This is a genomic window from Sphaerimonospora thailandensis (assembly GCF_016863115.1).
GTDB lineage: Bacteria > Actinomycetota > Actinomycetes > Streptosporangiales > Streptosporangiaceae > Sphaerimonospora > Sphaerimonospora cavernae.
Window position 1 is genome coordinate 1 of the sequence record NZ_BOOG01000020.1, and the last position, 20,776, is coordinate 20,776.

The window sequence follows — 20,776 nt, forward strand, 5'->3', positions numbered from 1 at the left end:
CATTCACGAGGTCGGCTACCCCAGCAACTCGCGGAGCCGGCCGCGCGCGCGGAAGATCCAGACCTTGACCGTGTTGAGCGGGACCTGCAGCACGGCCGCCGTCTGCTCGTACGTCAACCCCCCTGCCCACAGCAGCAACGCGTCCCGATGATCCACGATCAAGGCGAACCGCCGCTGAACCACCGCGGCCGTCGCCCCCGATGACCGCGGCAACAGCGTTGGCTGGTCATTGCCGCCGTTCGACGGCCAGTGGACGGTCATCCGCCGCGTGCCGGCTTTGAGCCGGTCAGGACACCGACGTCGGTCCGCCACCCGGTTCTTTCCGAGTTGGCCGTAGCCACGCCCGCCGCTTCCAGGCGGTGCAGAGCGCGCTCAGCGGCAGTCCGGCTCAGCCCGGTGCGTCGTGTCACCCCGTGGACGGTGATATAGCCGATTCCGCCCCCCATGGAATAGCCCATCTCGTGGTCACGAACGGCGTTGTCGCTGGACAACACGATGGCGGCGAACGCGACCAGGCAGTCTCGGTCGGCAAGAACGGACAGATCGTGATGCATTCCAGCGAGCGTAGTGCCAGGTGGTCGTTACGCCCTGCGGCCCGAGCGGTCAGATCGACGCCGGGCCAGCGGCCATCACGCTCTGCGCACCGGCTGGTTGTTCACGAGAGTATGACCGGAAGCTGTGGAACTCTCTGAATAGGAAAGCGGCTCCCTCCGGCCCAGAAATGAGTCCGATTATCCCATGCCGGGACAAAGTCGCCGTGACTTTCGACGGCGAGGAGGCGATGCCGGGCGATCAGCTTGTCGTGGCGAGGACCAGGGGGAGGACGGCCGGGGCGCCCGCGTTGCGTACGTGGGCGGCGGCCAGCGTCATCGTCCAGCCCGTGTCGACGCGGTCGTCGACGAGCAGCACCGGGCCGCCCGCCGCCGGGATCCTGGCGGCGAGCTCGCGCGGCATCGCCAGCGTCCCGCGCACAGCGGCGACCCGCTGAGCGCTGTTGTACTGCCGCCCCGGCGGCCCCTGCCGGTATCCCAGCTCGCCCAGGTAGGCTAGCCGGCCGATCCGCGCGATCCCCTCAGCGAGGCCGCGGACCAGGGTGGGCCGGGTCGCGGACGGCACGCTGACGACGGCGACGGGACGCTCCGCCCAGTCCCACGCCTTGAGCACCGCCACCACGGCGTCGAGCACATCCCCCGGGACCGGGCCGTCGCCCGCCGCGAGAAGCTCGCGCAGCCGCGTACCCCAGCCGATGTCGGTGAGGCGGCCTAGGGCGCGTCCCGGCTCCGCCGACAGCTCCGGCTTGATCCGCCCCTTCAGGTCCGGCAGTCCGGTCGGCCACTGGCGGCGCGGCTCCACCTCGACGCCGGGCCGGGCCAGCCGTTCGCCGGCGGCACGTACGGCCTCCGCGTCGACGTCGGCGGAGCGGTCGACGCCGGTGCAGTTGTCGCAGCGTCCACACGGTCGCGCCGCCTCGTCGTCCAGGTGACGCCGCAGGTACTGCTCCCGGCACTCGGTCGTGGTGAGGTAGCCGAGCATGGCCTCCTGCTCGGCCGCGCGCTCGGCCGACACCCGGGCGTAGCGGTCGGCGTCGTAGCTCCACGGCTCGCCGGTCGCCTCCCAGCCGCCCTTGACGCGGCGGACGGCGCCGTCCACGTCGAGGACCTTCAGCATCATCTCCAGCCTGCCGCGGCTCAGGTCGACCCTGCTCTCCAGCGCGGCAGTGGACAGGACGCCGGCGCCCGTCAGCGCGTCCAGCGTCGCGCGCACCACCGTCTCGGGCGGGAAGGCGAGCGAGGCGAAATAGGCCCAGATCTCCCGGTCCTCGGCACCGGGGAGCAGGATCACCTCGGCCCGCCGCACGCCGCGGCCGGCCCGGCCGACCTGCTGGTAGTACGCCACTGGCGAGGCGGGCGCACCTACGTGGACGACGAATCCGAGGTCGGGCTTGTCGAAGCCCATGCCCAGGGCGGAGGTCGCGACCAGGGCCTTCACCCGGTTGGCGAGCAGGTCCTCCTCGGCGGCCAGCCGGTCGGCCGGCTCGCTCTGACCGGTGTAGGCGACCACCTGGTGCCCCTGCTCCCGCAGGTAGGCGGCGATCTCCTGGGCCGCCGACACGGTCAGCGTGTATACGATGCCGGAGCCCGGCAGCTCGTGCAGCGCGCCCGCCAGCCACGCGAGTCGCCGTTCGGAACCGCCGAGCCGTACGACTCCGAGATGGAGGCTGTCCCGCTCGAGCGGGCCGCGTAGGACGAGCACGCCATCATCGGGTCCGCCGGGGGCGCCGGGAGCATCGGAGAAGCCGTCCTGCTCTGACCCGGCGGCGAGTTGCTCGGCGACGTCGCGGGTGACGCGGGCGTTCGCGGTCGCCGTCGTGGCGAGCACGGGGATTCCGGGCGGGAGATCGGCCAGCAGCGTGCGCAGCCTGCGGTAGTCGGGGCGGAAGTCGTGGCCCCAGTCGGAGATGCAGTGCGCCTCGTCGATCACCAGCAGGCCGGCGGCCTCGGCCAGCTCGGGCAGCACCTGGTCGCGGAAGTCTGGGTTGTTCAGCCGTTCCGGGCTGACCAGCAGGACGTCGATCACGCCCTCGGCGACCTGGCCGTAGATCTTCTCCCACTCCTCGGGGTTGGCCGAGTTGATGGTCGCGGCGTGGATGCCCGCCCGCTCCGCGGCCGCGATCTGGTTGCGCATCAGCGCCAGCAGCGGCGAGACGATGACCGTGGGCCCCTCGCCCAGCTCGCGCAGCAGTGCGGTGGCGATGAAGTAGACGGCCGACTTGCCCCAGCCTGTGCGCTGCACGACGAGCGCACGGCGCCGGTCCATGACCAGCGCCTTGATGGCCGCCCACTGGTCGTCACGCAGGCGCGCGTCCTCACCCGCGAGCGCCCGCAGCCGGGCCTCCGCCTCTTCTCGCAGCGTCTCTTCTTCCGTCACATGCTCCTTGCTACCAAATTTCGTGGGCCTTGCTGAAACAATCCGCTCCCCGCGCCCATCTACCGTGCTGATAACCCGAACATCAGGATCAACCCCGTACGACAGGGAGACGGCTATGGACACCTTCGGCGACGCCGGAAGCGAGTGGGTCGACACCAACGCGGACGGCATCTACGAGACGGAGCTCGTCGACGTCGACGGCGACGGCATCACCGACGCCCAGTTCACCGACACCAACCTCGACGGCGTCGCGGACGTCGAACGGTACGACACCGACGGCGACGGCATCGCCAACACCGAGTACATCGACGTCGACCACGACGGGGTGGCCGACCAGGAACTCTTCGACACAGACGGCGACGGCGTCAACGAGGTGTCGGTGACCAGCTACACGGTGGGTAGCGACGGACCGCTGTTCCCCGACGCCGTGTGATGAGGGGTCAGCAAGGACAGTCTTCCGCGGGATGTCCTTGCTGGCTCCATCAGCTCACATCAGCTCACATCAGCTCACATCGGCCCACATCGATCCACTCCCCGGACCTGCTCCGCGGCCACGTCCTTCACACCAGATCCCGACAGGAGAAAGCGGTCATGCAGCGGATCGGCCCGGCGGCCAGGCACCGGTACGGCGCAGTGCCGCTCCTCATGCTCGTCACCGTGGCGGCACTGACCGCGCTCACAGGCTGCACCGCCGAGCAGACCGCGCGGCCACCGGTGATCGCCGGTCCGGCCTCCGGCACTCACAGGCGGCCGCACCATGAGGCGGCCCCGCCAGAGGACGGCTCTGTTATGGATCTGCTGCCCAGATTCGAAGCAGGCGGCCTGCCGTTGTGGGCGATCGGTGCGGCGGCCGCCCTCGTGCTCGGCGTGGCCGCAGCGGTCGCGCTCGCGCTCACGGTGTCCCAGAGGGGCCGGCGGCACCAGGCCGGGCCGTACCCGATGCCGGCCGGGCCGTACACGATGCCCGCCGGAGTGCCGGCGCCGGCTGAGCCCCCGGCGTCACGCGACGAGCGTGCACCGTTGGTCCGGGCCCTCGCGGGCGTCGCCGCCGACGGAGCGAGCCAGGCCGTCACCCAGCAGATCGATCGGCTTCTGTCGGCGGGCTCTGTGGACCGGGACGCCCTCGTCCATGCCTGCGTACGCCACCGGGACCAGCTCTCCGAACGCTTTCCCCACCTGGACGAACAGCTGTGCGCCGCCCTCGAGTCCGTGGGTGTGCTCGAGGTCCGCGTCGACGGGCAACGTTTCGACGCACGCGTCCACGAGGCCGTGGACCTGTCGCCCACCGCCGATCCCGGCCTGCACGACATCGTCGCCAGGACGACACGCTGCGGTTACGTCGACGGGGACCGCGTCCTGCGTGTTCCCCGAGTCGTGGTGTACCGGCTGGAGGACCCGCGCTCGTGATCTCTGCTCGACCCCGTCAGCTCGCGCAGGCTCCCCCTGGCCCGGTAGATCCAGACCTTGATGGTGTTGACCGGGACCCCGAGCACCGCCGCGGTCTGCTCGTACGTCAGCCCGCCCGCCCACAGCAGCAGCGCCTCCCTGTGCGCGGGGACCAGCACCGCCAGCGCCCGGCGCAGGTCCACGAGATCGGCCACCGTCTCATCGAAACCGGCCTCCGGCGGGGGCTGTGCGGTCTCGAGGAACAGCAGGTCCTGGTAGGAGGGACGGCGGCAGATCAGGGCGAGAGCGGCGTTGCGTGCGATCGCCAGCACCCACGCGCCGAACTGCGCCCTGCCCTCGAACCCGTCCAGCCCTCGCCACACCGCGATCTGGGTGTCCTGCAGCGCGTCGAGCGCGTCCGCCCGGTTTCCCGTCAGGTGGAGGCAGAGGCCATAGGCCCGTCGCTCGACCACCGCCCAGAGGGCCCGGAAGGCCTGGGTGTCTCCGGCCCGGGCCGCCGTGAGAAGCACGCCTTCGTCGACATCGGCAAGAGGAGAAGCCATGTGCGCGCTTCCTCTCAGGTAGTACTGATCTGGGCAGATGAGATCATGTCAAGCGGTTTCTCCGGTATGGAATGGGACGGCATGATATTGGACCGTAACAATGGCCGAAGCGGCACCGCCGGTGGTCACGGATGAGGCCCGGCCCCGCTGAGCGGCTCAGGGATCTGTGCGGCGAGACCGCCGCCGGGCTGGCAGACCCCGTGCTGCGGCACCGTGTCGCACTGGTCGGCGACCGGCTCCGCGCGCCGCTGAAGGTCGCGGTCGCCGGAGCTGTGAGCAGCGGCAAATCCACGCTGGTCAACGCCCTCCTCGGACTCCCGGTCGCCCCGGTGGACGCGGGCGAGTGCACCCGGCTGGTCACGCAGTACGAGTACAGCGGGGACGACGGCCGGATCGACGTCGAATGCGAGGACGGCCGGGTCGTGGTCACCCGGTTGCTGCCCGGCCACCGTCTGCCGCCCGACCTCGGCGTACCGCCAGAAGAGGTGCGGCGGGTCCGGGTCGGGCTCGCCCTGGACACGCTGCGGACCATCACGGTCGTGGACACCCCGGGCATGAACACGGTCACCGTCGAGAACGAGCGGGCCGCGCGGCGCATGCTGTTCGGGACCGATGAGGACGACGATCACGCTCAAGCGCTGATCTACGTCCTCCGCTACGTCCAGCGGTTCGACGACGCCACCCTCGGCGAGTTCCGTTCGCTCACCGATGCCTGCGGCATGACCTGTGTGAACACGCTCGCCGTACTCAGCCAGATCGACCGGCGCGGCGACGAGGAGGATCCCTGGCCCACCGCCCGGCGCCTGGCCTCCCGCGCCTACGAGGACCTGCGCACGTCGGTCTTCGACGTGGTTCCCTTGGCCGGGCTGCTCGCGGAGGCGGCCCGCGCACCCGTGCTCGGACCGGAGGAACTGGCCGCCCTCGCCGCGCTCGCCGAGTTGGACGACGCCGATCTGGACTTCCTCCTGCTGGACCTCGACGACATCCCCGGGCCGCCCGAGTCGCCGATCCCGGCGGAGATGATGCGGCGGCTCGTCGGGCGATTGCACCGGTACGGCCTGCGGGTCGCGGTCGCCGCGGCACGGGACGGCGAACAGGCGCTCCGCCGTACGCTGCTGGAGAAATCGGGATTCGGCTCCGCGGCGCAGCCCGGCACGGTGGCGGCCGGCCTCGCCCACTTCGCCCGGCGGGCCGAGCAGCTCAAGGCGTTGGCGGCGATCACCCAGCTCCGGCGGCTGGCCCGCGAGGAAGCCCGCGGCCCCGACCGCGCCGTGCTCGACGTCCTCACGGCCGAACTCGACGAGACCCGGCCCATCGCCGCCGGGCTGAGCGGGCTTCGGATCTTCGCCGCCGTCGAGGCCCTGGGCCGGGGGCAGCTCATCCTGCCGCAGGAGATGCAGGCCGAGCTGTTCCGCATGGCCCGTACCGACGACCCGGCCGAGCAGCTCGGCCTGCCCCCGGAGGCGTCCGCGCAGGATGTGGCGGAGGCCGCCCGAGTCGCGTCCGGGCGCTGGCGCGCGCAGGCGATGATCAACCAGGGCCGCGTCGGTGGCCAGCGGGCACGCGACGTTCTGCGGGTGCTCGAGGACGTCGCGATCGGTGCTGTCATGCCACCGGCACCGCCCACGCCATCGGCGCCGACCGCGCCGACCGCGCCGACCGCGCCGATTCCACCCGGGACGGCGATAGGACCCGCCGCGGTCCCGGCGGAAGCCGTCGTCAGGCTCCTGGCATCCCCGCTGGTCCCCGCTGCGGACAAGGAGGCACTCGGCCGTCTGCTCTCGGGTTCCGGCGCCGCGGCCCAGGTCGGCGCCCTCCCCACGGCCTCACCTCGGGACATCTCGACGCTCGCGGCGGAGCTCAGCACTCGGTTCCGCTCCCTCGGCCAGTTCCTGACGTCCGTACTGGACCGCCGGGCGGCCCAGAGCGTGTGCGACACGTACGTGCTCATCGCCCTGGAAACAGAAGCAGCGCAAGGAGACCCCCCGCATGCAGGCCACCGCTGATCTCATTCGCAACGTGCTGCGCCTGGCCAACGAGGTGAACGCGTTCGCCAAGCAGGCCGGGCGCGCCGACCTGTCCGAGGTCCTCGCGCAGGTCGCGGCGAGGTGGAAGGAGACGGAGACGACGCTCGTGATCGCCGGAGCGCAGAAACGCGGCAAGAGCCGGCTGATCAATGCCCTGGTGGGCCGTCCCGGGCTGCTTCCCGTGGACGCCGACGTGGCCACGAACTGCCACCTCACCCTGCGGCACGGACCTGTGCTGGCGGCCACGGTCAACCGGGCGGACGGCGATCTCGCGATCGACCCCGAGGAGATCGGCGAGTACGCGTCGATGACCGGCGATCCCGCCAAGCGCAGGGAGGTCGTCGGAGTGGACGTGACCATGGACCACCCGTTGCTCGACGGGGTGCGGCTGCTCGACACCCCGGGGGTGGACAGCCTCACCATCGGGCACCGCCAGGCGACGGTGTCGATCCTGCATCGGGCGGACGCCCTGCTGTTCGCGCTCAGCGCCCAGGACCAGCCTGTGCTGCGGCACGAGCTGGAGTTCCTGGCCGAGGCGGCGGAACGGGTGCAGGCGGTCGCCTTCGTCCTGACGAAGGTGGAGGACTCGGCGAACTCCCAGGCCCTGCTGGAGGAGAACCAGCGCAGGCTGGCGACCTTCGTCACCGAGGCCCGGCAGTCCTCGCCCGACTCGGCCGCCGCGCTCGCCGGACTGCTGGAGGCGCCCTGGCTGCCGGTCAGCGCCAAGCTGGCCGAGGCCGCCGCCGCCCAGCGGTCCCTGGGCCGGGATGACCGGGCCGACCGCCTCCACGAACGCAGCGGCATGGCCCCCCTGGAGGAGTACGTCCGGGCCTGCGCGAGCGGGCGGGAGCTCACCCGCAGCGCCACCGTGGTGTCGGCCTGCCTGTCGGTCCTGTCCGCGCTCACCGCAGTGGCCGAGGACCACGTAGCCGGCGCCTCCGACGACGACGTCGAGGCCGGACGTCGGCTGGCGGAGGTGGAGAAGGCACTGGAGGAGCTGACCCACACGATGCGCGACCGGCGCCGTCGCGGGGTGGGCAACCAGTTCCTGGGCCGCGAGGTGGGCTCGATCGTACGGGCCCGGCTCGCCCGGGTGCGGCAGCCGTACGAGCAGGCCATCACCCAGCTCGGCACGCGGGCGGCGCTCGAGCAGTACCTCGCTCAGCTTCCGGAGAGCGTCGAGCGGTCCATCCAGGCGGCCTGGGAGGACATCCTCGCCGAGGTGTCCAGGCTCGTCGGAGCGGAGCTCAACGAGTTCCTCGCCGCCCTGGGCCTGGAGCCGATGGAGATGGACCTCGCGAAGGTGTCGATGCCCAGGGTGTGGTCGCACGAACTGTCCAGCGAACCCGCCGACAACGCGAAACTCGACCTGCTCCGCGAGGGTGTGCCAGCGGCCACCATGGCGGTCTCGATCGGGATGGTGCTCGCGCACCTCAACCCGATCGGCTTCCTCGTCGGCCCGGCGCTCGCGGTCGCCGTGATGAGCCGCCGGCGCGAGTGGGACCAGGTGCACCGCAACCAGGCGGCGCTGCGCAGGCTGGTGAACGACCAGTTCAACCAGGCGACGAGCGAGATCACGCTCGCCCTGGAGCGGGAGGTCGCGACCTGGCGGGTGGCCGTCGAGGAGAGCGCGGACACCGCGCTCGCGGGGCAGCGCCGCGAGCTGGAGGCCCGGCGCGCCGAACTGCGGGCACCGGCGGCGCGAGCCGGCGGCGACCGCGACCAGGCCCGTCGGCAGGCCGCCGACCGGCTGGCCGCGGCCAGAGCGTTGACCGAGCGCGCCCTCGCGCTGCGCACGGAGATCGGGGTGGAGGTCAGCCGCCTGGCGTGAACAGGCAGAGCGTGGCGGGTCCTGCCCGTCCCGGCCCCGGCGCGGCGTCGGGACGGTGCAGCACGAGCAGTCCTCCGGGCACCGCCGCCGCCGGTTCGATCCAGCCACGCTCGCGCAGCGCCTCGGTCACCCCGTCAGCGGTGACGCGCAGAATCCGGGAGGTCCCCTGGTCGCCTGCCACCCCCATCCACAGCGTCTCGCCATCGGCGATCATCCGCGGCCGCTCGGCGGGATGGCTGGAGGTCAGATGTCCCAGCAGCGCGGACGACGGCTCGTGCAGCAGCACGCGCAGTTCCCCGGTGGTGCGGTCGCAGTGCGAAACCGACCAGCCTCGGGAGGGCAGGACCGCGTCCATGCCCACCGCGTACATCTCCCGGCCCGCGGGGAACCAGCGCAGAGCGCCGGCTGGCGACCGGCGCATCATCAGACGCGGCGGGTTGGGAGCGGCGTCGATCTCCAGGCCGGTCGTCGTCGACATGAACCACACCGACTCGTGCAGCACGATCTGCTGCACCCAGTTGGGCGGGCGGCGTTCGACCCGCCGCACCCTGCCGCCCGGATCGATCGTGCACAACACCTGCCAGGGGTCGAATCCCTGCTGTGTGTTCTGGAACATCCCGGTCTTCTTCTGGAACTGGCCGAGCACGACCACGCATCCGGGCGATCCGACGGCGAGAGCCGGCTCCCCGCCGGTCGGGCTGCCCTGATCGCGCAGGCGACGGCTGCCGTTCCCCTCGTTCACGAACCACTCCGCCGAGGAGCCGAGAGGCAGCCTTGCCGTCTCGCCGACGAACCCCTTCAGCCCGACCTCCAGCACGGCCAGGCCCCCCGTCTCGCCCCACGGCAGGCCCTTCGAGTTGTCGACCGGGACCGCGACGCGGTGGAAGGCCCAGCCGACGGCCCCTTTGGCGAGTGTGCGGATCTGGGTCGTCGCCGGCAGCGCGAAGACCGACTGGACGACCAGCTCGGGCGTGAGGGTGCGCAGCGCGGGCTGAGGCGAGGCGATCTCGGCGATCAGCAATCCCTCATCAGCTGCCGCCCAGTCGACGATCGCGCCCAGGGCCAGCTCACGGGTGACCCGCAACGCCGACGGGTCAAGCCGGCGAAGGACGTTCCCCTCGCACAGCGCGTAGACGCCGTTGGCCGTCACCTGGACGGAGAGCACGTCGTCGAGGACGGCCCGCAGGGGGGACGCGAGGACCGGCGGGGGTGCGGGGACCGGCGGGGGTGCGGGGCTGGGAACCGGCCGCGTCGGCACGCGCGGCTCGCGCTGCCGTTCCTGGATGCTCCAGGCCAGCCGGGCCGCGCCCAGTGCTACCACGATCTTCGGGTCGTCATAGGTGCGCACGAGGCTCCCGTGCCGGGCTCGCAGCGTCTCATGCACGAGGGGTGTGCGGCTCGCGCCACCGGTCAGGAAAATGCCGGCAAGCCGCTTCTTGTCGATCCTGGCTTGTTCGATGGTCCTGTCGAGGATGTCGGCCGTACGCACGATGTCCGTCCCTATGAGGGTGTACAGATCGGTACGGGAGATCTGCACATCGATGTCGGCGCCGCCCACATACTGGCTCGCGGTCTCGTATGCCGACAGCGTCTCCTTGGCCAGCCGCGCCTCATCGAGCAGGTCCGCGGCGGCGGCCCGATACTTCCGGTCCGGGTTGGTGCTGACGTCGGACCACCAGCCTGCGGCGGAGCGTTCCAGCTGTGCGCCGAGGAACGCGTAGACGCGCTCGTCGAACACCTCTCCGCCGATCATGTCGTCGCCGTCGGGCTCTCCGACGACGTTGAAATCGCCGCCCGCGGCGACCAGCACCGCCGTGTCGAACGTGCCTCCGCCGAGGTCGTAAACCGCGACATTGCCGCCGCCGCTCACGTCATGCATCGAGGCGTAGTGCAGGGCGGACGCCACCGGCTCCTCGACGACGAGGACGTGTGCCTCCGGCACCACCGATCGGCCTACCTCGGTCAGGACCGAACGGCGGTCCTCCCCCCAGGCCACGGGGCAGGTCAGCACCAGCACGGAGGGAGGGACGCCGTCGAAGCGGATGCGCCCCTCCGCCACGAACAGCTTCAACAGGGCGATGAGCGCGTCCTTCACATCGACTGCGTTCCCGCCCAGCAACATGCTCGGCCGGCCGACGTAGCGCTTCGGGTTGCGCTCCACGCGCTCCGGGTATCGCATCATCCCCCGGTGGGCCACCCTGCCCGCGACCAGGACCCCCTGCTCGTTGAGCAGCACGGTCGAGGGGACTCGTCGCTCGCCCTCGACCTCGAGGACGTCCACCCGGCCGCCGGTCGCGATGGACCCGGCGGAGAAACTCGTACCAAGATCCACGCCAAGGGACCACTGCACCATCCGACCGCTCCTTCCGCTCCGATATTGGCGTATATCGGCTGGTTGGACAACAAATGTTGCGGAAGTGAAGCAGTGGCGGACGTCGAGCGTCGAGCAGGCTCGGGCCACTTGGCGAGAACCTGGAGCACACTCCCTAGACAATCGGTGCGAACTTGAGCGGAAGCTGGGCGCCGAGCCGGGTGTACAACTCCAACTGGTCGAAGTAGACGCGCTGGCTGAGGATGTAGTCGCTTTCCACTGTGACGAGCCAGGAACCGCGCACGCTGATGCTTCTGCCGGTCGCCTCCAGGACGTCGCCACCCGCCACCAGGTAGGGGCCGGTGTGCGTGCCCGTCGCCAGCACCTCCGCCGCGATCATGTCCCGGCGGGCGATCTTCTCCCACACCGTCAGGTGATGGTCCGGGAAGCCCTGCCAGATATGCAGGTGGTACGAGGCGATCTCATCGAGGTTCTCCGCCCCCATCTCCGGCCCCACGACGACCGCGTCCGCGACGTAACAGCGCATCACCGCATCGAGATCATGGGCGTTGAGCGCGCCGATCAGCCGGTCCACGACGTCAGGCATCGCGAGAATCCCCCCTTCTCGCAGATGAGAGCCACACTACCCGGATCACGGCAAGAGACGGATCAACCGATCCCGAAATTCGCGGATCGTCAGAAATGATCCATTTCCATCCGAGGCGGGCTGTATTCGGGCGGGAAACCACGTCCGGTCGCGACTGCTCTCAGTCATCGGCACAATGTTCGATATGGCCCGACGCACAACCACCCGCACGCCCGATGAGGACTTCGAGGAGCGGATCGTCGACATCGACGTCGCCACCGAGATGCGCGCCAGCTATCTGGAGTACGCGTACTCGGTGATCTACCAGCGTGCGCTCCCGGACGCCCGCGACGGACTCAAGCCGGTCCAACGCCGCATCCTCTACTCGATGAGCGAGATGGGCCTGCGCCCGGAGCGGGGCCACGTCAAGTCCTCCCGTGTCGTGGGCGACGTGATGGGCAAGCTGCACCCGCACGGTGACGGCGCCATCTACGACGCCCTGGTGCGCCTGGCGCAGCCGTTCTCCATGCGGCTGCCGCTGGTCGACGGGCACGGCAACTTCGGCTCGCCGGACGACTCGCCGGCGGCGATGCGGTACACCGAGGCCCGTCTCGCCCCTGCCGCCATGCTCATGGTGCAGTCGATCGACGAGGAGACGGTCGACTTCAAGCCCAACTACGACGGCCAGGAGACCGAGCCGTCGGTCATGCCGTCGGCGTTCCCCAACCTGCTGGTCAACGGCGCCAGCGGCATCGCCGTCGGGATGGCCACCAACATGGCGCCCCACAACCTCGTCGAGGTCGTCGCGGCGGCCCGGCATCTGATCAAGAAGCCGGACGCCACGCTCGAGGAGTTGATGCGCTTCGTCCCCGGCCCCGACCTGCCGACCGGCGGCATCATCATCGGGCTGTCGGGCATCCGGGACGCCTACGAGACCGGCCGCGGCACGTTCCGCACGCGCGCGAAGGCCACGATCGAGTCCGTGACGCCCCGGCGCAAGGGCATCGTCGTCACCGAGTTGCCGTTCAACGTCGGCCCCGAGCGGGTGGTCACTAAGATCAAGGAATTGGTGAACGCCAAGAAGCTCACCGGCATCGCCGACCTGAAGGACCTGACCGACCGGCACAAGGGCCTGCGCCTGGTCATCGAGGTCAAGAACGGCTTCAACCCGGAGGCCGTCCTGGAGGAGCTCTACCGGCTGACGCCGATGGAGGAGTCCTTCGGCATCAACAACGTCGCGCTCGTCGACGGTCGGCCCCGCACGCTCGGCCTGCGCGACCTGCTGCAGGTCTACGTCGAACACCGGATCGACGTGGTGCGCAGGCGGTCGGCGTTCCGGCTGCGCAAGCGCGAGGAGCGCCTCCACTTGGTGGACGGCCTCATCATCGCGCTGCTCAACATCGACCAGGTCATCCAGGTGATCCGCGGCTCCGACGACTCGGCGCACGCGCGGACCCGTCTGATGGAGACCTTCGAGCTGAGCGAGGTCCAGGCGGCGTACATCCTCGACACGCCGCTGCGCCGGTTGACCCGCTACGACAAGCTCGAACTCGACCGGGAGAAGGAGACGCTGCAGAGCGAGATCGCCGAGCTGTCCGCGATCCTCGGCTCGGAGGACCGCCTGCGCAAGGTCGTGTCGGCCGAGCTCGGAGAGATCGCCAAGACGTACGGCACGCCGCGCCGCACCGTGCTGCTGGAGTCGTCGGAGGCGGCCAGGGCGGTCACGGTGCCGCTGGAGGTGGCCGACGACCCCTGCCTGGTGCTGCTCTCCTCCACCGGCCTGCTCGCCCGGACGGCCGACGCCACGCCGATCTCGGCTGAGGGCGAGCGCGCGGTCCACGACGTGCTGGTGTCGGTGGTCCGCTCCAGCGTCCGGGGCGAGGTCGGGGTCGTCACCTCCAAGGGGCGGTTGATCCGGGTGTCGGTGGTCGACCTGCCCACGTTGCCGCCGACGGCCAACCCGCCGTCGCTCGCGGGCGGGCATCCGGTGTCCGAGCACGTCGCCCTGGAGCCGGAGGAGAAGGTGGTCGGCCTGGGCTCGCTCGACCCCGACGGCCCGGGGCTCGCGCTCGGCACGACCGGCGGGGTGGTCAAGCGGGTCGTCCCCGAGTATCCCGCCAACCGCGACGATTTCGAGGTCATCGGCCTGCGCGAGGGCGACGCCGTGATCGGCGCCGTCGAGCTCTCCTCCCCCGACCACGACCTGGTCTTCATCACCTCCGACGCCCAGCTCCTGCGCTTCTCCGCCTCCGCCGTACGGCCACAGGGCCGCCCGGCGGGCGGCATGGCGGGGGTGCGCCTGAACGACGACGCGAAGGCGATCTGGTTCGGCGCCGTTGATCCCGCCCGCGAATCGCGCGTCGTGACGGTGGCGGGCTCTTCGACGGCCCTGCCCGGCACCCAGATGGGCGCGGGCAAGGTCTCCGACTACGCCGACTTCCCGCCCAAGGGCCGAGCCACCGGCGGGGTACGCGCCCAGCGCTTCCTCAAGGGCGAGGACGTGCTGCTGCACGCGTGGGCCGGACCGGTCCCCGCCAAGGCGGCCTCGCCCACGGGTAAGCCGGTGCCGCTTCCCGAGGAGCTCGGCCGGCGTGACGGCTCGGGCGAGCGGCTCGTGCACGCCGTCGCCGCCATCGGCGGCGGCCTCGACGGGAGTGCCGACGCCCGCGAGACCGGTCAGGAGCCGGACAACGACCATGGAGAGTAGCGGCTCTGGGAAGTGTCTTGACAACCCCCTCGTGCTCGCGGGTGAGGCCGTACGGCAACATTTATCGCATGAGCGATGCCTTCGATGATCTACTGGCGGCGAACGAGAAGTACGCCGCGACGTTCTCACACTCGGGGCTGTCCGGCCAGGCCGGTCGCGGCCTCGCCGTGGTGACCTGCATGGACTCGCGCGTCGACCCGCTGGGGCTGCTGGGCCTGCAGGCGGGCGACGCCAAGATCCTCCGTAACGCGGGCGCCCGGGTGACCGATGACGTGCTGCGGACGCTCGTGCTCGCCGTCTATCTCCTCGGCGTCCACCGGGTCCTGGTCATGCCGCACACCGACTGCCGGATGTCCAAGTCCACCGACGCGGACGTGCACGAGGTGATCGCGGCGGAGCACGGCGTGGACACCCGCAGCCTCGACTTCAAGACCGTGCCCGACCAGGCCGAGGCCCTGCGGCACGACATGGTCAGGATCAAGGCCAGTCCCTACCTGCCGGACACCCTCGCCGTCGGCGGCGCGGTGTACGACGTGCGGACGGGGCGGCTGCAGCCGGTAGAACTCTGAGAGATCACGCGTTACGGCCGGCCGCGCGGGATCAGGAACCCGGCGCGGCCGGCCGTACGTTGCCCTGCTGACAACGTCACATCGCACACACTCCGCGGCCGCCCCCGTGCCGCCCCCCGAGGAGAGTTCGCAGATGCCCACCCGCACCTCCACCGGCTCCGGCTCGTTCCGCAAGATCCTCGTTCTGGTGGTGATCGCGCTCATCGTCGCCGCGGTGCCGACCGTGATCGGCGCGTTCCGCGGATTCGAACGCACGACCGGCGGCGAGGTCGCCGTCATCCGCAACGGCGGCCCACTCGACGACAACCAGGTCCGCCAGGTCATCGACCCCGGCTCCAGCGTGACCTGGACCGGCTGGTGGTCCCAGATTCACCGCTATCCCGCCCAGCAGCGTTTCTACACCATCACCTCCGATGCGGGTCACGGCGAGCGCTCGGGCGTCGACGTGGTCGTCGTACCGAGCAGCGACGGCGTGAACATGGGCATCGAGGGCACCCTCTACTTCGGTCTCAACCTCGATCACGCCACGCTCAAGGCGTTCGACGACAAGTTCGGCACGCGCAAGTTCCGCAGCATGGACGGCAACACCTACTACCCCTGGGAGGGCGACGAGGGCTGGTCGGCCTTCCTCGACCAGATCATCCGCCCCGTGATCGACAACGACCTCCGCGCCCAGATCAACAGCTTCCGCTGCGCGGAGATGGTCTCATCCTGCTCCCTCGTGCAGAACAACACGGCGCAGCAGGCCTCACTGCAGCCGCAGGGCAACAACGCGAACATCGCGAAGATCCAGGAAGCGGTGAACACCAGCCTCGCCGAGGACCTGAAGTCGACGCTCGGCGCCGACTTCCTGACCGACATCCACTTCAACCTGTCCAAGGTCACGCTGCCCAAGCAGGTCCAGGAGGCCGTCGACCAGGCGCAGGCCGCCTTCGCCAAGGTCACCGAGGCTCAGGCCAAGGTCGCGCAGGCCCGCGCCGAGGCGGACGCCAACAAGGCCCGCCAGGACGGGTACGACAAGTGCACGACCTGCGCCGAGATCGAGAAGCTGAAGGCCCTGCCCCAGGGCATCACCGTGTACGCTCCGGGCAATGGCGGGGGGATCGCCATTCCCACGAAGTGAGAGGGTCCGCACCGATGCGACTGCTCGCCCTCCCGGTGACCCTGATCGTGGTCGCCGCGCTCATCTACCTGCTGGTCGTGCTGCTGCGCCCGTCCCCGCGCGACGGGCGGCGTGTCACGGGCGCGGCCGCCAAGCCTCGGTGGGAGGTCGACACCGTCATGGAGGACGGCTGGACGCTGGTCGTCGTACGGAAGGTCGCACCGGGGCGGAACGGACCGGTCGAGCTGACGAAGCAGACTATCCGGGCGATCCCCGACAATGATCCGAACTGGGATGAGCTCTACCGGGAGGCCATGACGGAGGCTCGCTCCAGGGTCAGCACCCTGGAGATCGAGTCCTTCTGATCGGGCCCGGGTGAGGGGCTGTCAGGCGTCGATGTGCTCGCGGTCGACCTCGGCCGCACTGCTGACGATGAACTCACGGCGGGGGGCGACCTCGCTGCCCATGAGGAGGTCGAAGATGCGCTCGGCCTTCTCCACGTCCTCGATCCGCACCCGGCGCAGCACGCGGTGGCGCGGATCCATCGTCGTCTCGGCGAGCTGGTCGGCGTCCATCTCACCCAGGCCCTTGTAGCGCTGCACAGGGTCCTTCCAGCGCTTGCCCCGCCGCTCCAGATCGCTCAGGACCCTGTGCAGCTCGGCGTCCGAATAGGTGTAGATGTACTTGTCCTTGCCCCGCCCGGGGTTGGTGATCTCGATGCGGTGCAGCGGCGGCACCGCGGCGAACACCCGGCCCGCCTCGACCATCGGCTTCATGTACCGGTGGAAGAGGGTCAGCAGCAGGCAGCGGATGTGCGCGCCGTCGACGTCGGCGTCGGCCATCAGGATGATCTTGCCGTAGCGGGCCGAGTCGATCTCGAACGACCGGCCGGACCCGGCCCCGACGACCTGGATGATCGCGGCGCACTCGGCGTTCTTGAGCATGTCCGCCACGGACGCCTTCTGCACGTTGAGGATCTTTCCCCGGATCGGCAGCAGCGCCTGGAACTCTGAGTCCCGGGCCAGCTTGGCCGTGCCAAGCGCGGAGTCGCCCTCGACGATGAACAGCTCACTGCGGTCCACGTCGTCGCTGCGGCAGTCGACCAGCTTCGCCGGGAGCGCCGAGCTCTCCAGCGCCGACTTGCGTCGCTGGTTGTCGCGGTGCTCCCGAGCGGCGATGCGCGCCTTGGCCGCCGCCACCACCTTCTCCAGAACCGCCCGCAACTGCTGCTTCTGGCCACGCCTGGGGCTCGCGAACAGTTCCTTCAGCTCACGGGTGACCACGTGGCCGACGATGCGGGCGGCCGCGGCGGTGCCGAGGACCTCCTTGGTCTGGCCCTCGAACTGGGGCTCGGGCACCCGTACGGTCACCACGGCGGTCAGCCCTTCGAGGACGTCCTCCTTGGTGACCGGCTCGTCGCCGTTCTTGAGCAGGCGGGTCTCACGGAGCTGGTCGTTGACCGTGCGGATGAGCGCCTTCTCGAACCCGGCCACGTGGGTGCCGCCCTTGGGGGTGGCGATCACGTTGACGAACGAGCGCACGGTCGTCTCATAGCCCTTGCCCCAGCGGACCGCGACGTCGACGCTGAGCTGCCGCTCGATCCGCGTCGACGTCATGTGGCCCTGTTCGTCGAGCACGGGCACGGTCTCGTGGAAGTGGCCGTCGCCCCGCAGCCTGAGCACGTCGCAGACGGCCTCGTCACGCGCGAGGAACTCGGTGAACTCACCGATGCCGCCGTCGAAGCGGAAGGTCTCCTCGGCCGGCTCCGCGCCCCGGCTGTCGCGCAGCACCAGCTCGAGCCCGGGGACCAGGAACGCCGTCTGGCGCAGCCGAACGTGGATCTCGTCGACCGAGACCTCCGCCTCGGGCAGGAATATCTGCCGGTCGACCCACCAGCGGACCCGGGTGCCGGTGGCCTGCCCGGCCACCTGGCCGCCGTCGCGCACGCCGGACTTCTTGCGGAACTTCGCCGTCGGCCCGTCGCCGTCGAAGTGCCCGGGGACGCCTCGGCGGAAGCTGATCTGGTGGACACGGCCGTCCCGGTCGACATCCACGTCCAGCCGGGACGACAGCGCGTTGACGACCGAGGCGCCGACACCGTGCAGGCCCCCGGAGGCGGCGTAGGACCCGCCGCCGAACTTGCCGCCGGCGTGCAGCTTCGTGTAGACGAGTTCGACGCCGGCGAGCCCCGTCTTGGGCTCGATGTCCACCGGGATGCCGCGACCGTTGTCGCGTACCTCGATGGAGCCGTCCGCGTGCAGTTCGACCTCGATGCGTGAGCAGAACCCGGCGAGGGCCTCATCGACGGCGTTGTCCACGATCTCCCACAGACAGTGCATGAGACCGCGGGTGTCCGTGGATCCGATGTACATCCCCGGGCGCTTGCGCACGGCCTCGAGGCCTTCCAGCACCGAGAGATGGCGAGCCGTGTAACCCGCCTCCGCGCCAACCGCCGTCACGCCCAACTCCTACTACCGGTCAAGGCTCCTACTGCCCACCAATCGAACACTCGTACGCAGCTTATCGCCACTCATGTTTCTACGCGTAACAGCTTGCCAGGCGCACCGGGATACCGCGGACTCTTACTGTGATCTGCAGCACAGCACATCCCAGCTTTTCGGGCGCATTCCGCTCTGGGCGTAGCCAGGGGGTGATTGGGAACGCCGTTATCCGGTTAGATGTTGTCCCAAGTGACTGACGCCAACGTCCCCGCCACGGTGGGGCGACCCGAAAGGCGATACGTGACTGGAGCTCTCGCCCCCGCCAAGCCGCTGACCGCCCTGGACCGCTGTGACCGGTGTGGTGCTCAGGCCTACATCCGCGCGACCCTGCCAGTGGGTGGGGAGCTGCTGTTCTGCGCCCACCACGGGCGTCAGCACGCAGCCGTACTACGCGACAGAGGCGCTGACATCCAGGACGAGTCGGCCCGACTCAGCCAATCACCGACGTCCGACCAGAGCGGGCGCTGACCATAGGACGGCGTGCCGGAGCCCCCATCGAGGCTCTCCGGCGCGCCGTCGCCGTACCCGGAGAAGACACCGGTCAGGGTGCGACCCGATAGTGATAGCGCCCGGCGACGGTGAAGCCCTCTCGCTCGTACAGCGTGCGGGCTCCGACGTTGGGCTCCGTCACCGCCAGGTAGGCCCGCTCCGCGCCGCGTTCGCGCCCCCAGGCGAACAGCGTCCGCAGCACCGACCGGCCGAGCCCCCGGCGCCGGGCCCGGGGCTCCACCGCCATGCAGTAGACGCCCAGCCATCGCCCTTGGACCACGCCTCTGCCCACACCCGCGCCCGTGTCTCCCTCCAGATGGGCGTAGCCCGCCGGGACCCCGGTCATGATCCGCCGGGCCCACTCCATGGCAGGGGTCTCGTCGTCGTCGCGGTGCCGCCCGCCGTCCACCCGCCACCAGGTGCGCAGCCACCGCTCGGACGGTTCCGGCGCGACCTCTCCGGCCGGTACGGCGTCCCGCGGCAGCGGCGCGGTCATGATCAAAGTGGGGTCCACCATCCGGTAGCCCCGGCTGTCGAGCTCGGCGTCGAGTCCGTTGACCGCGCCGGGCCCGACCGAGGACACCCCGACCGAGGGCACCCCGACCGAGGACACCCCGATCGAGAAAACACAGCGCAGGCCGAGCCCCGCGTAGAACTTCTCCGCCCGCTCCACGGCACTGTCCACGTCCCCGGCCGGGTCGGCCCGCGCCGAATCCACGCTGTCGGCCGGCGGCAGGACGGAGTTGGCCCGCTTGGTCACTCCGCCCGCGTGCCGGTAGATCCAGCCGTCGGCCGTCACCCGCCCCGGCGCCGGCCATGCCTGGTCCACCAGCCGATCGAAGAGTCCGCTGTCTTGATCCACTTCGACAGCCTAACCGACGGCCAGGACCTGCGACGGAGCCGACGCCGGGGCCGATACCAGGGCCTTGTAGGGTCGGGATTCGTGCTGATCCTGCTTCCGCCTTCGGAGGGGAAGGCCGCTCGGGGCACCGCCAAGCTCAGGCGGCTGAGCTTCGCCGAGCTGGCCTCCCCGCGCGACAAGGTGCTCGATGCCCTGGTCTCGCTGTGTCACTCGCCGCAGGCCCAGGCGGTGCTCGGCCTGTCCGACGGGCAGGTCGGCGACATCGAACGCAACCGCGGTCTGCACACCGCGCCGTCCCTGCGCGTCGCCGACCTCTACACGGGCGTGTTGTACGACAACCTGGGCCTGGCCACGCTCTCCCCCGAGGCCCGCCGCAGAGCCGACCGGCGGATCGTGGTGTTCTCCGCGCTGTGGGGGCTGCTGCGGCCGTCCGACCGCGTCCCGCCGTACCGGCTGTCCATGGGCGTACGGCTGCCGCCCATGGGCAACCTTGCCGCGTTCTGGCGGCCGTCGATCACGGCGGCGCTCGAGTCGGCGAAGGGACTCATCGTGGACATGCGGTCGACCGCTTACGCGGCCGCGTGGCAGCCGGGCGAGCGGGCGGTCGCCGTACGGGTCCTGAGGGAGGCCGGGGGGAAGCGGACGGTGGTCAGCCACATGGCGAAGACGACCCGAGGGGCGGTGTCCCGCTCGCTCGTGGAGATCCCCGACAGGCCGGGGAGCCCACGGGAACTCGCGAAGACGTTGGCCGGTCTGGGGTACCGGACCGAGCTGTCGGGCCCGCCCGCATCGGGCAGGCCGTGGACGCTCGACGTGATCGTCACGTGACCGCCGGGGGCCCGAGGCCGATCGCGGCGCGTGACCGCGCCGCCCTCCCGAGATGATCGGACCTCGGTGTCGACGACATCTACTTG

The 20,776-nt window shown here is 70.5% G+C and carries 18 protein-coding genes; 10 read left to right on the forward strand and 8 right to left on the reverse strand.

Annotated elements, in window-relative coordinates; all coding sequences use genetic code 11:
- Positions 1-15: 15 nt before the first annotated feature.
- The 3 genes from Mth01_RS11785 to Mth01_RS11795 form a co-directional block, all read right to left on the reverse strand.
- Positions 16-261, reverse strand: a complete 246-nt coding sequence (locus tag Mth01_RS11785) for an RNA polymerase sigma factor (RefSeq protein WP_204015835.1) — start codon at positions 259-261, stop codon at positions 16-18.
- Positions 258-554: a hypothetical protein gene (locus Mth01_RS11790; RefSeq protein ID WP_204015837.1), complete on the reverse strand. Its 297-nt coding sequence runs from the start codon at positions 552-554 to the stop codon at positions 258-260. Before Mth01_RS11790 ends, Mth01_RS11785 begins: the two co-directional genes overlap by 4 nt.
- Positions 555-792: 238 nt before the next feature.
- On the reverse strand, positions 793-2,928 hold the full coding sequence (locus Mth01_RS11795; protein WP_204015839.1) for a RecQ family ATP-dependent DNA helicase: 2,136 nt from the start codon (positions 2,926-2,928) through the stop codon (positions 793-795).
- A 115-nt stretch (positions 2,929-3,043) separates the two neighbouring features.
- Here Mth01_RS11795 and Mth01_RS11800 point away from each other — a divergent pair, with 115 nt between their 5' ends.
- Positions 3,044-3,361 carry a hypothetical protein gene (locus tag Mth01_RS11800; protein WP_204015841.1) on the forward strand — a complete coding sequence of 106 codons (318 nt, stop codon included), beginning with the start codon at positions 3,044-3,046 and terminating at the stop codon, positions 3,359-3,361.
- A 158-nt stretch (positions 3,362-3,519) separates the two neighbouring features.
- Entirely contained in the window at positions 3,520-4,335 is an 816-nt protein-coding gene (grpE, locus tag Mth01_RS11805; protein ID WP_204015843.1) for a nucleotide exchange factor GrpE, read from the forward strand.
- Here grpE and Mth01_RS11810 read toward each other — a convergent pair.
- Complete coding sequence (locus Mth01_RS11810) at positions 4,263-4,877, reverse strand: RNA polymerase sigma factor (protein WP_204015845.1); 615 nt, start codon at positions 4,875-4,877, stop codon at positions 4,263-4,265. The two genes, grpE and Mth01_RS11810, sit on opposite strands and share 73 nt — an antisense overlap.
- Before the next feature lie 131 nt (positions 4,878-5,008).
- Between Mth01_RS11810 and Mth01_RS11815 the strand changes: the two genes are divergently transcribed.
- Positions 5,009-6,883: a dynamin family protein gene (locus tag Mth01_RS11815; RefSeq protein ID WP_204015847.1), complete on the forward strand. Its 1,875-nt coding sequence runs from the start codon at positions 5,009-5,011 to the stop codon at positions 6,881-6,883.
- The gene (locus Mth01_RS11820) at positions 6,867-8,735 is read left to right on the forward strand and encodes a dynamin family protein (RefSeq protein WP_204015849.1); all 1,869 of its coding nucleotides are present in this window, start codon (positions 6,867-6,869) and stop codon (positions 8,733-8,735) included. Before Mth01_RS11815 ends, Mth01_RS11820 begins: the two co-directional genes overlap by 17 nt.
- On the opposite strand, the gene Mth01_RS11825 is transcribed toward Mth01_RS11820, so the two are convergent.
- Complete coding sequence (locus Mth01_RS11825) at positions 8,719-11,088, reverse strand: Hsp70 family protein (RefSeq protein ID WP_204015851.1); 2,370 nt, start codon at positions 11,086-11,088, stop codon at positions 8,719-8,721. The two genes, Mth01_RS11820 and Mth01_RS11825, sit on opposite strands and share 17 nt — an antisense overlap.
- A gap of 133 nt (positions 11,089-11,221) precedes the next feature.
- Positions 11,222-11,653, reverse strand: a complete 432-nt coding sequence (locus tag Mth01_RS11830; protein WP_204015853.1) for an ester cyclase — start codon at positions 11,651-11,653, stop codon at positions 11,222-11,224.
- Positions 11,654-11,837: 184 nt separating this feature from the next.
- On the opposite strand from Mth01_RS11830, the gene Mth01_RS11835 reads away from it, so the two are divergent.
- From Mth01_RS11835 to Mth01_RS11850, 4 genes are all read left to right on the forward strand, one after another.
- Entirely contained in the window at positions 11,838-14,339 is a 2,502-nt protein-coding gene (locus tag Mth01_RS11835; protein WP_204015854.1) for a DNA gyrase/topoisomerase IV subunit A, read from the forward strand.
- A gap of 68 nt (positions 14,340-14,407) precedes the next feature.
- On the forward strand, positions 14,408-14,908 hold the full coding sequence (locus tag Mth01_RS11840) for a beta-class carbonic anhydrase (protein WP_204015855.1): 501 nt from the start codon (positions 14,408-14,410) through the stop codon (positions 14,906-14,908).
- A 133-nt stretch (positions 14,909-15,041) separates the two neighbouring features.
- The gene (locus tag Mth01_RS11845; protein WP_204015856.1) at positions 15,042-16,031 is read left to right on the forward strand and encodes an SPFH domain-containing protein; all 990 of its coding nucleotides are present in this window, start codon (positions 15,042-15,044) and stop codon (positions 16,029-16,031) included.
- Positions 16,032-16,045: 14 nt separating this feature from the next.
- Entirely contained in the window at positions 16,046-16,375 is a 330-nt protein-coding gene (locus Mth01_RS11850; protein ID WP_204015857.1) for a hypothetical protein, read from the forward strand.
- Positions 16,376-16,396: 21 nt separating this feature from the next.
- Here the strand turns inward: Mth01_RS11850 and Mth01_RS11855 are convergent, their stop codons facing one another.
- Positions 16,397-18,469, reverse strand: a complete 2,073-nt coding sequence (locus Mth01_RS11855) for a DNA gyrase/topoisomerase IV subunit B (RefSeq protein WP_204015858.1) — start codon at positions 18,467-18,469, stop codon at positions 16,397-16,399.
- A 282-nt stretch (positions 18,470-18,751) separates the two neighbouring features.
- Here Mth01_RS11855 and Mth01_RS11860 point away from each other — a divergent pair, with 282 nt between their 5' ends.
- On the forward strand, positions 18,752-18,979 hold the full coding sequence (locus Mth01_RS11860) for a DUF7455 domain-containing protein (RefSeq protein ID WP_204015936.1): 228 nt from the start codon (positions 18,752-18,754) through the stop codon (positions 18,977-18,979).
- A gap of 73 nt (positions 18,980-19,052) precedes the next feature.
- Here Mth01_RS11860 and Mth01_RS11865 read toward each other — a convergent pair whose 3' ends face one another.
- A complete protein-coding gene (locus Mth01_RS11865) occupies positions 19,053-19,862 on the reverse strand; it encodes a GNAT family N-acetyltransferase (protein WP_204015859.1) in 810 nt (269 codons plus the stop codon).
- 81 nt (positions 19,863-19,943) lie between these two features.
- On the opposite strand from Mth01_RS11865, the gene Mth01_RS11870 reads away from it, so the two are divergent.
- The gene (locus Mth01_RS11870; RefSeq protein ID WP_204015860.1) at positions 19,944-20,690 is read left to right on the forward strand and encodes a YaaA family protein; all 747 of its coding nucleotides are present in this window, start codon (positions 19,944-19,946) and stop codon (positions 20,688-20,690) included.
- Positions 20,691-20,776 lie beyond the last annotated feature (86 nt).

Bases quoted from the DNA above. Each gene is read 5' to 3' on its own strand.
- Mth01_RS11845 (WP_204015856.1), top strand. From the start codon at position 15,042: ATGCCCACCCGCACCTCCACCGGCTCCGGCTCGTTCCGCAAGATCCTC.
- Mth01_RS11840 (WP_204015855.1), top strand. From the start codon at position 14,408: ATGAGCGATGCCTTCGATGATCTACTGGCGGCGAACGAGAAGTACGCC.
- Mth01_RS11800 (WP_204015841.1), top strand. From the start codon at position 3,044: ATGGACACCTTCGGCGACGCCGGAAGCGAGTGGGTCGACACCAACGCG.
- Mth01_RS11790 (WP_204015837.1), bottom strand. From the start codon at position 554: ATGCATCACGATCTGTCCGTTCTTGCCGACCGAGACTGCCTGGTCGCG.
- Mth01_RS11850 (WP_204015857.1), top strand. From the start codon at position 16,046: ATGCGACTGCTCGCCCTCCCGGTGACCCTGATCGTGGTCGCCGCGCTC.
- grpE (WP_204015843.1), top strand. From the start codon at position 3,520: ATGCAGCGGATCGGCCCGGCGGCCAGGCACCGGTACGGCGCAGTGCCG.
- Mth01_RS11830 (WP_204015853.1), bottom strand. From the start codon at position 11,653: ATGCCTGACGTCGTGGACCGGCTGATCGGCGCGCTCAACGCCCATGAT.
- Mth01_RS11820 (WP_204015849.1), top strand. From the start codon at position 6,867: ATGCAGGCCACCGCTGATCTCATTCGCAACGTGCTGCGCCTGGCCAAC.
- Mth01_RS11810 (WP_204015845.1), bottom strand. From the start codon at position 4,877: ATGGCTTCTCCTCTTGCCGATGTCGACGAAGGCGTGCTTCTCACGGCG.
- Mth01_RS11825 (WP_204015851.1), bottom strand. From the start codon at position 11,088: ATGGTGCAGTGGTCCCTTGGCGTGGATCTTGGTACGAGTTTCTCCGCC.
- Mth01_RS11835 (WP_204015854.1), top strand. From the start codon at position 11,838: ATGGCCCGACGCACAACCACCCGCACGCCCGATGAGGACTTCGAGGAG.
- Mth01_RS11815 (WP_204015847.1), top strand. From the start codon at position 5,009: ATGAGGCCCGGCCCCGCTGAGCGGCTCAGGGATCTGTGCGGCGAGACC.
- Mth01_RS11785 (WP_204015835.1), bottom strand. From the start codon at position 261: ATGACCGTCCACTGGCCGTCGAACGGCGGCAATGACCAGCCAACGCTG.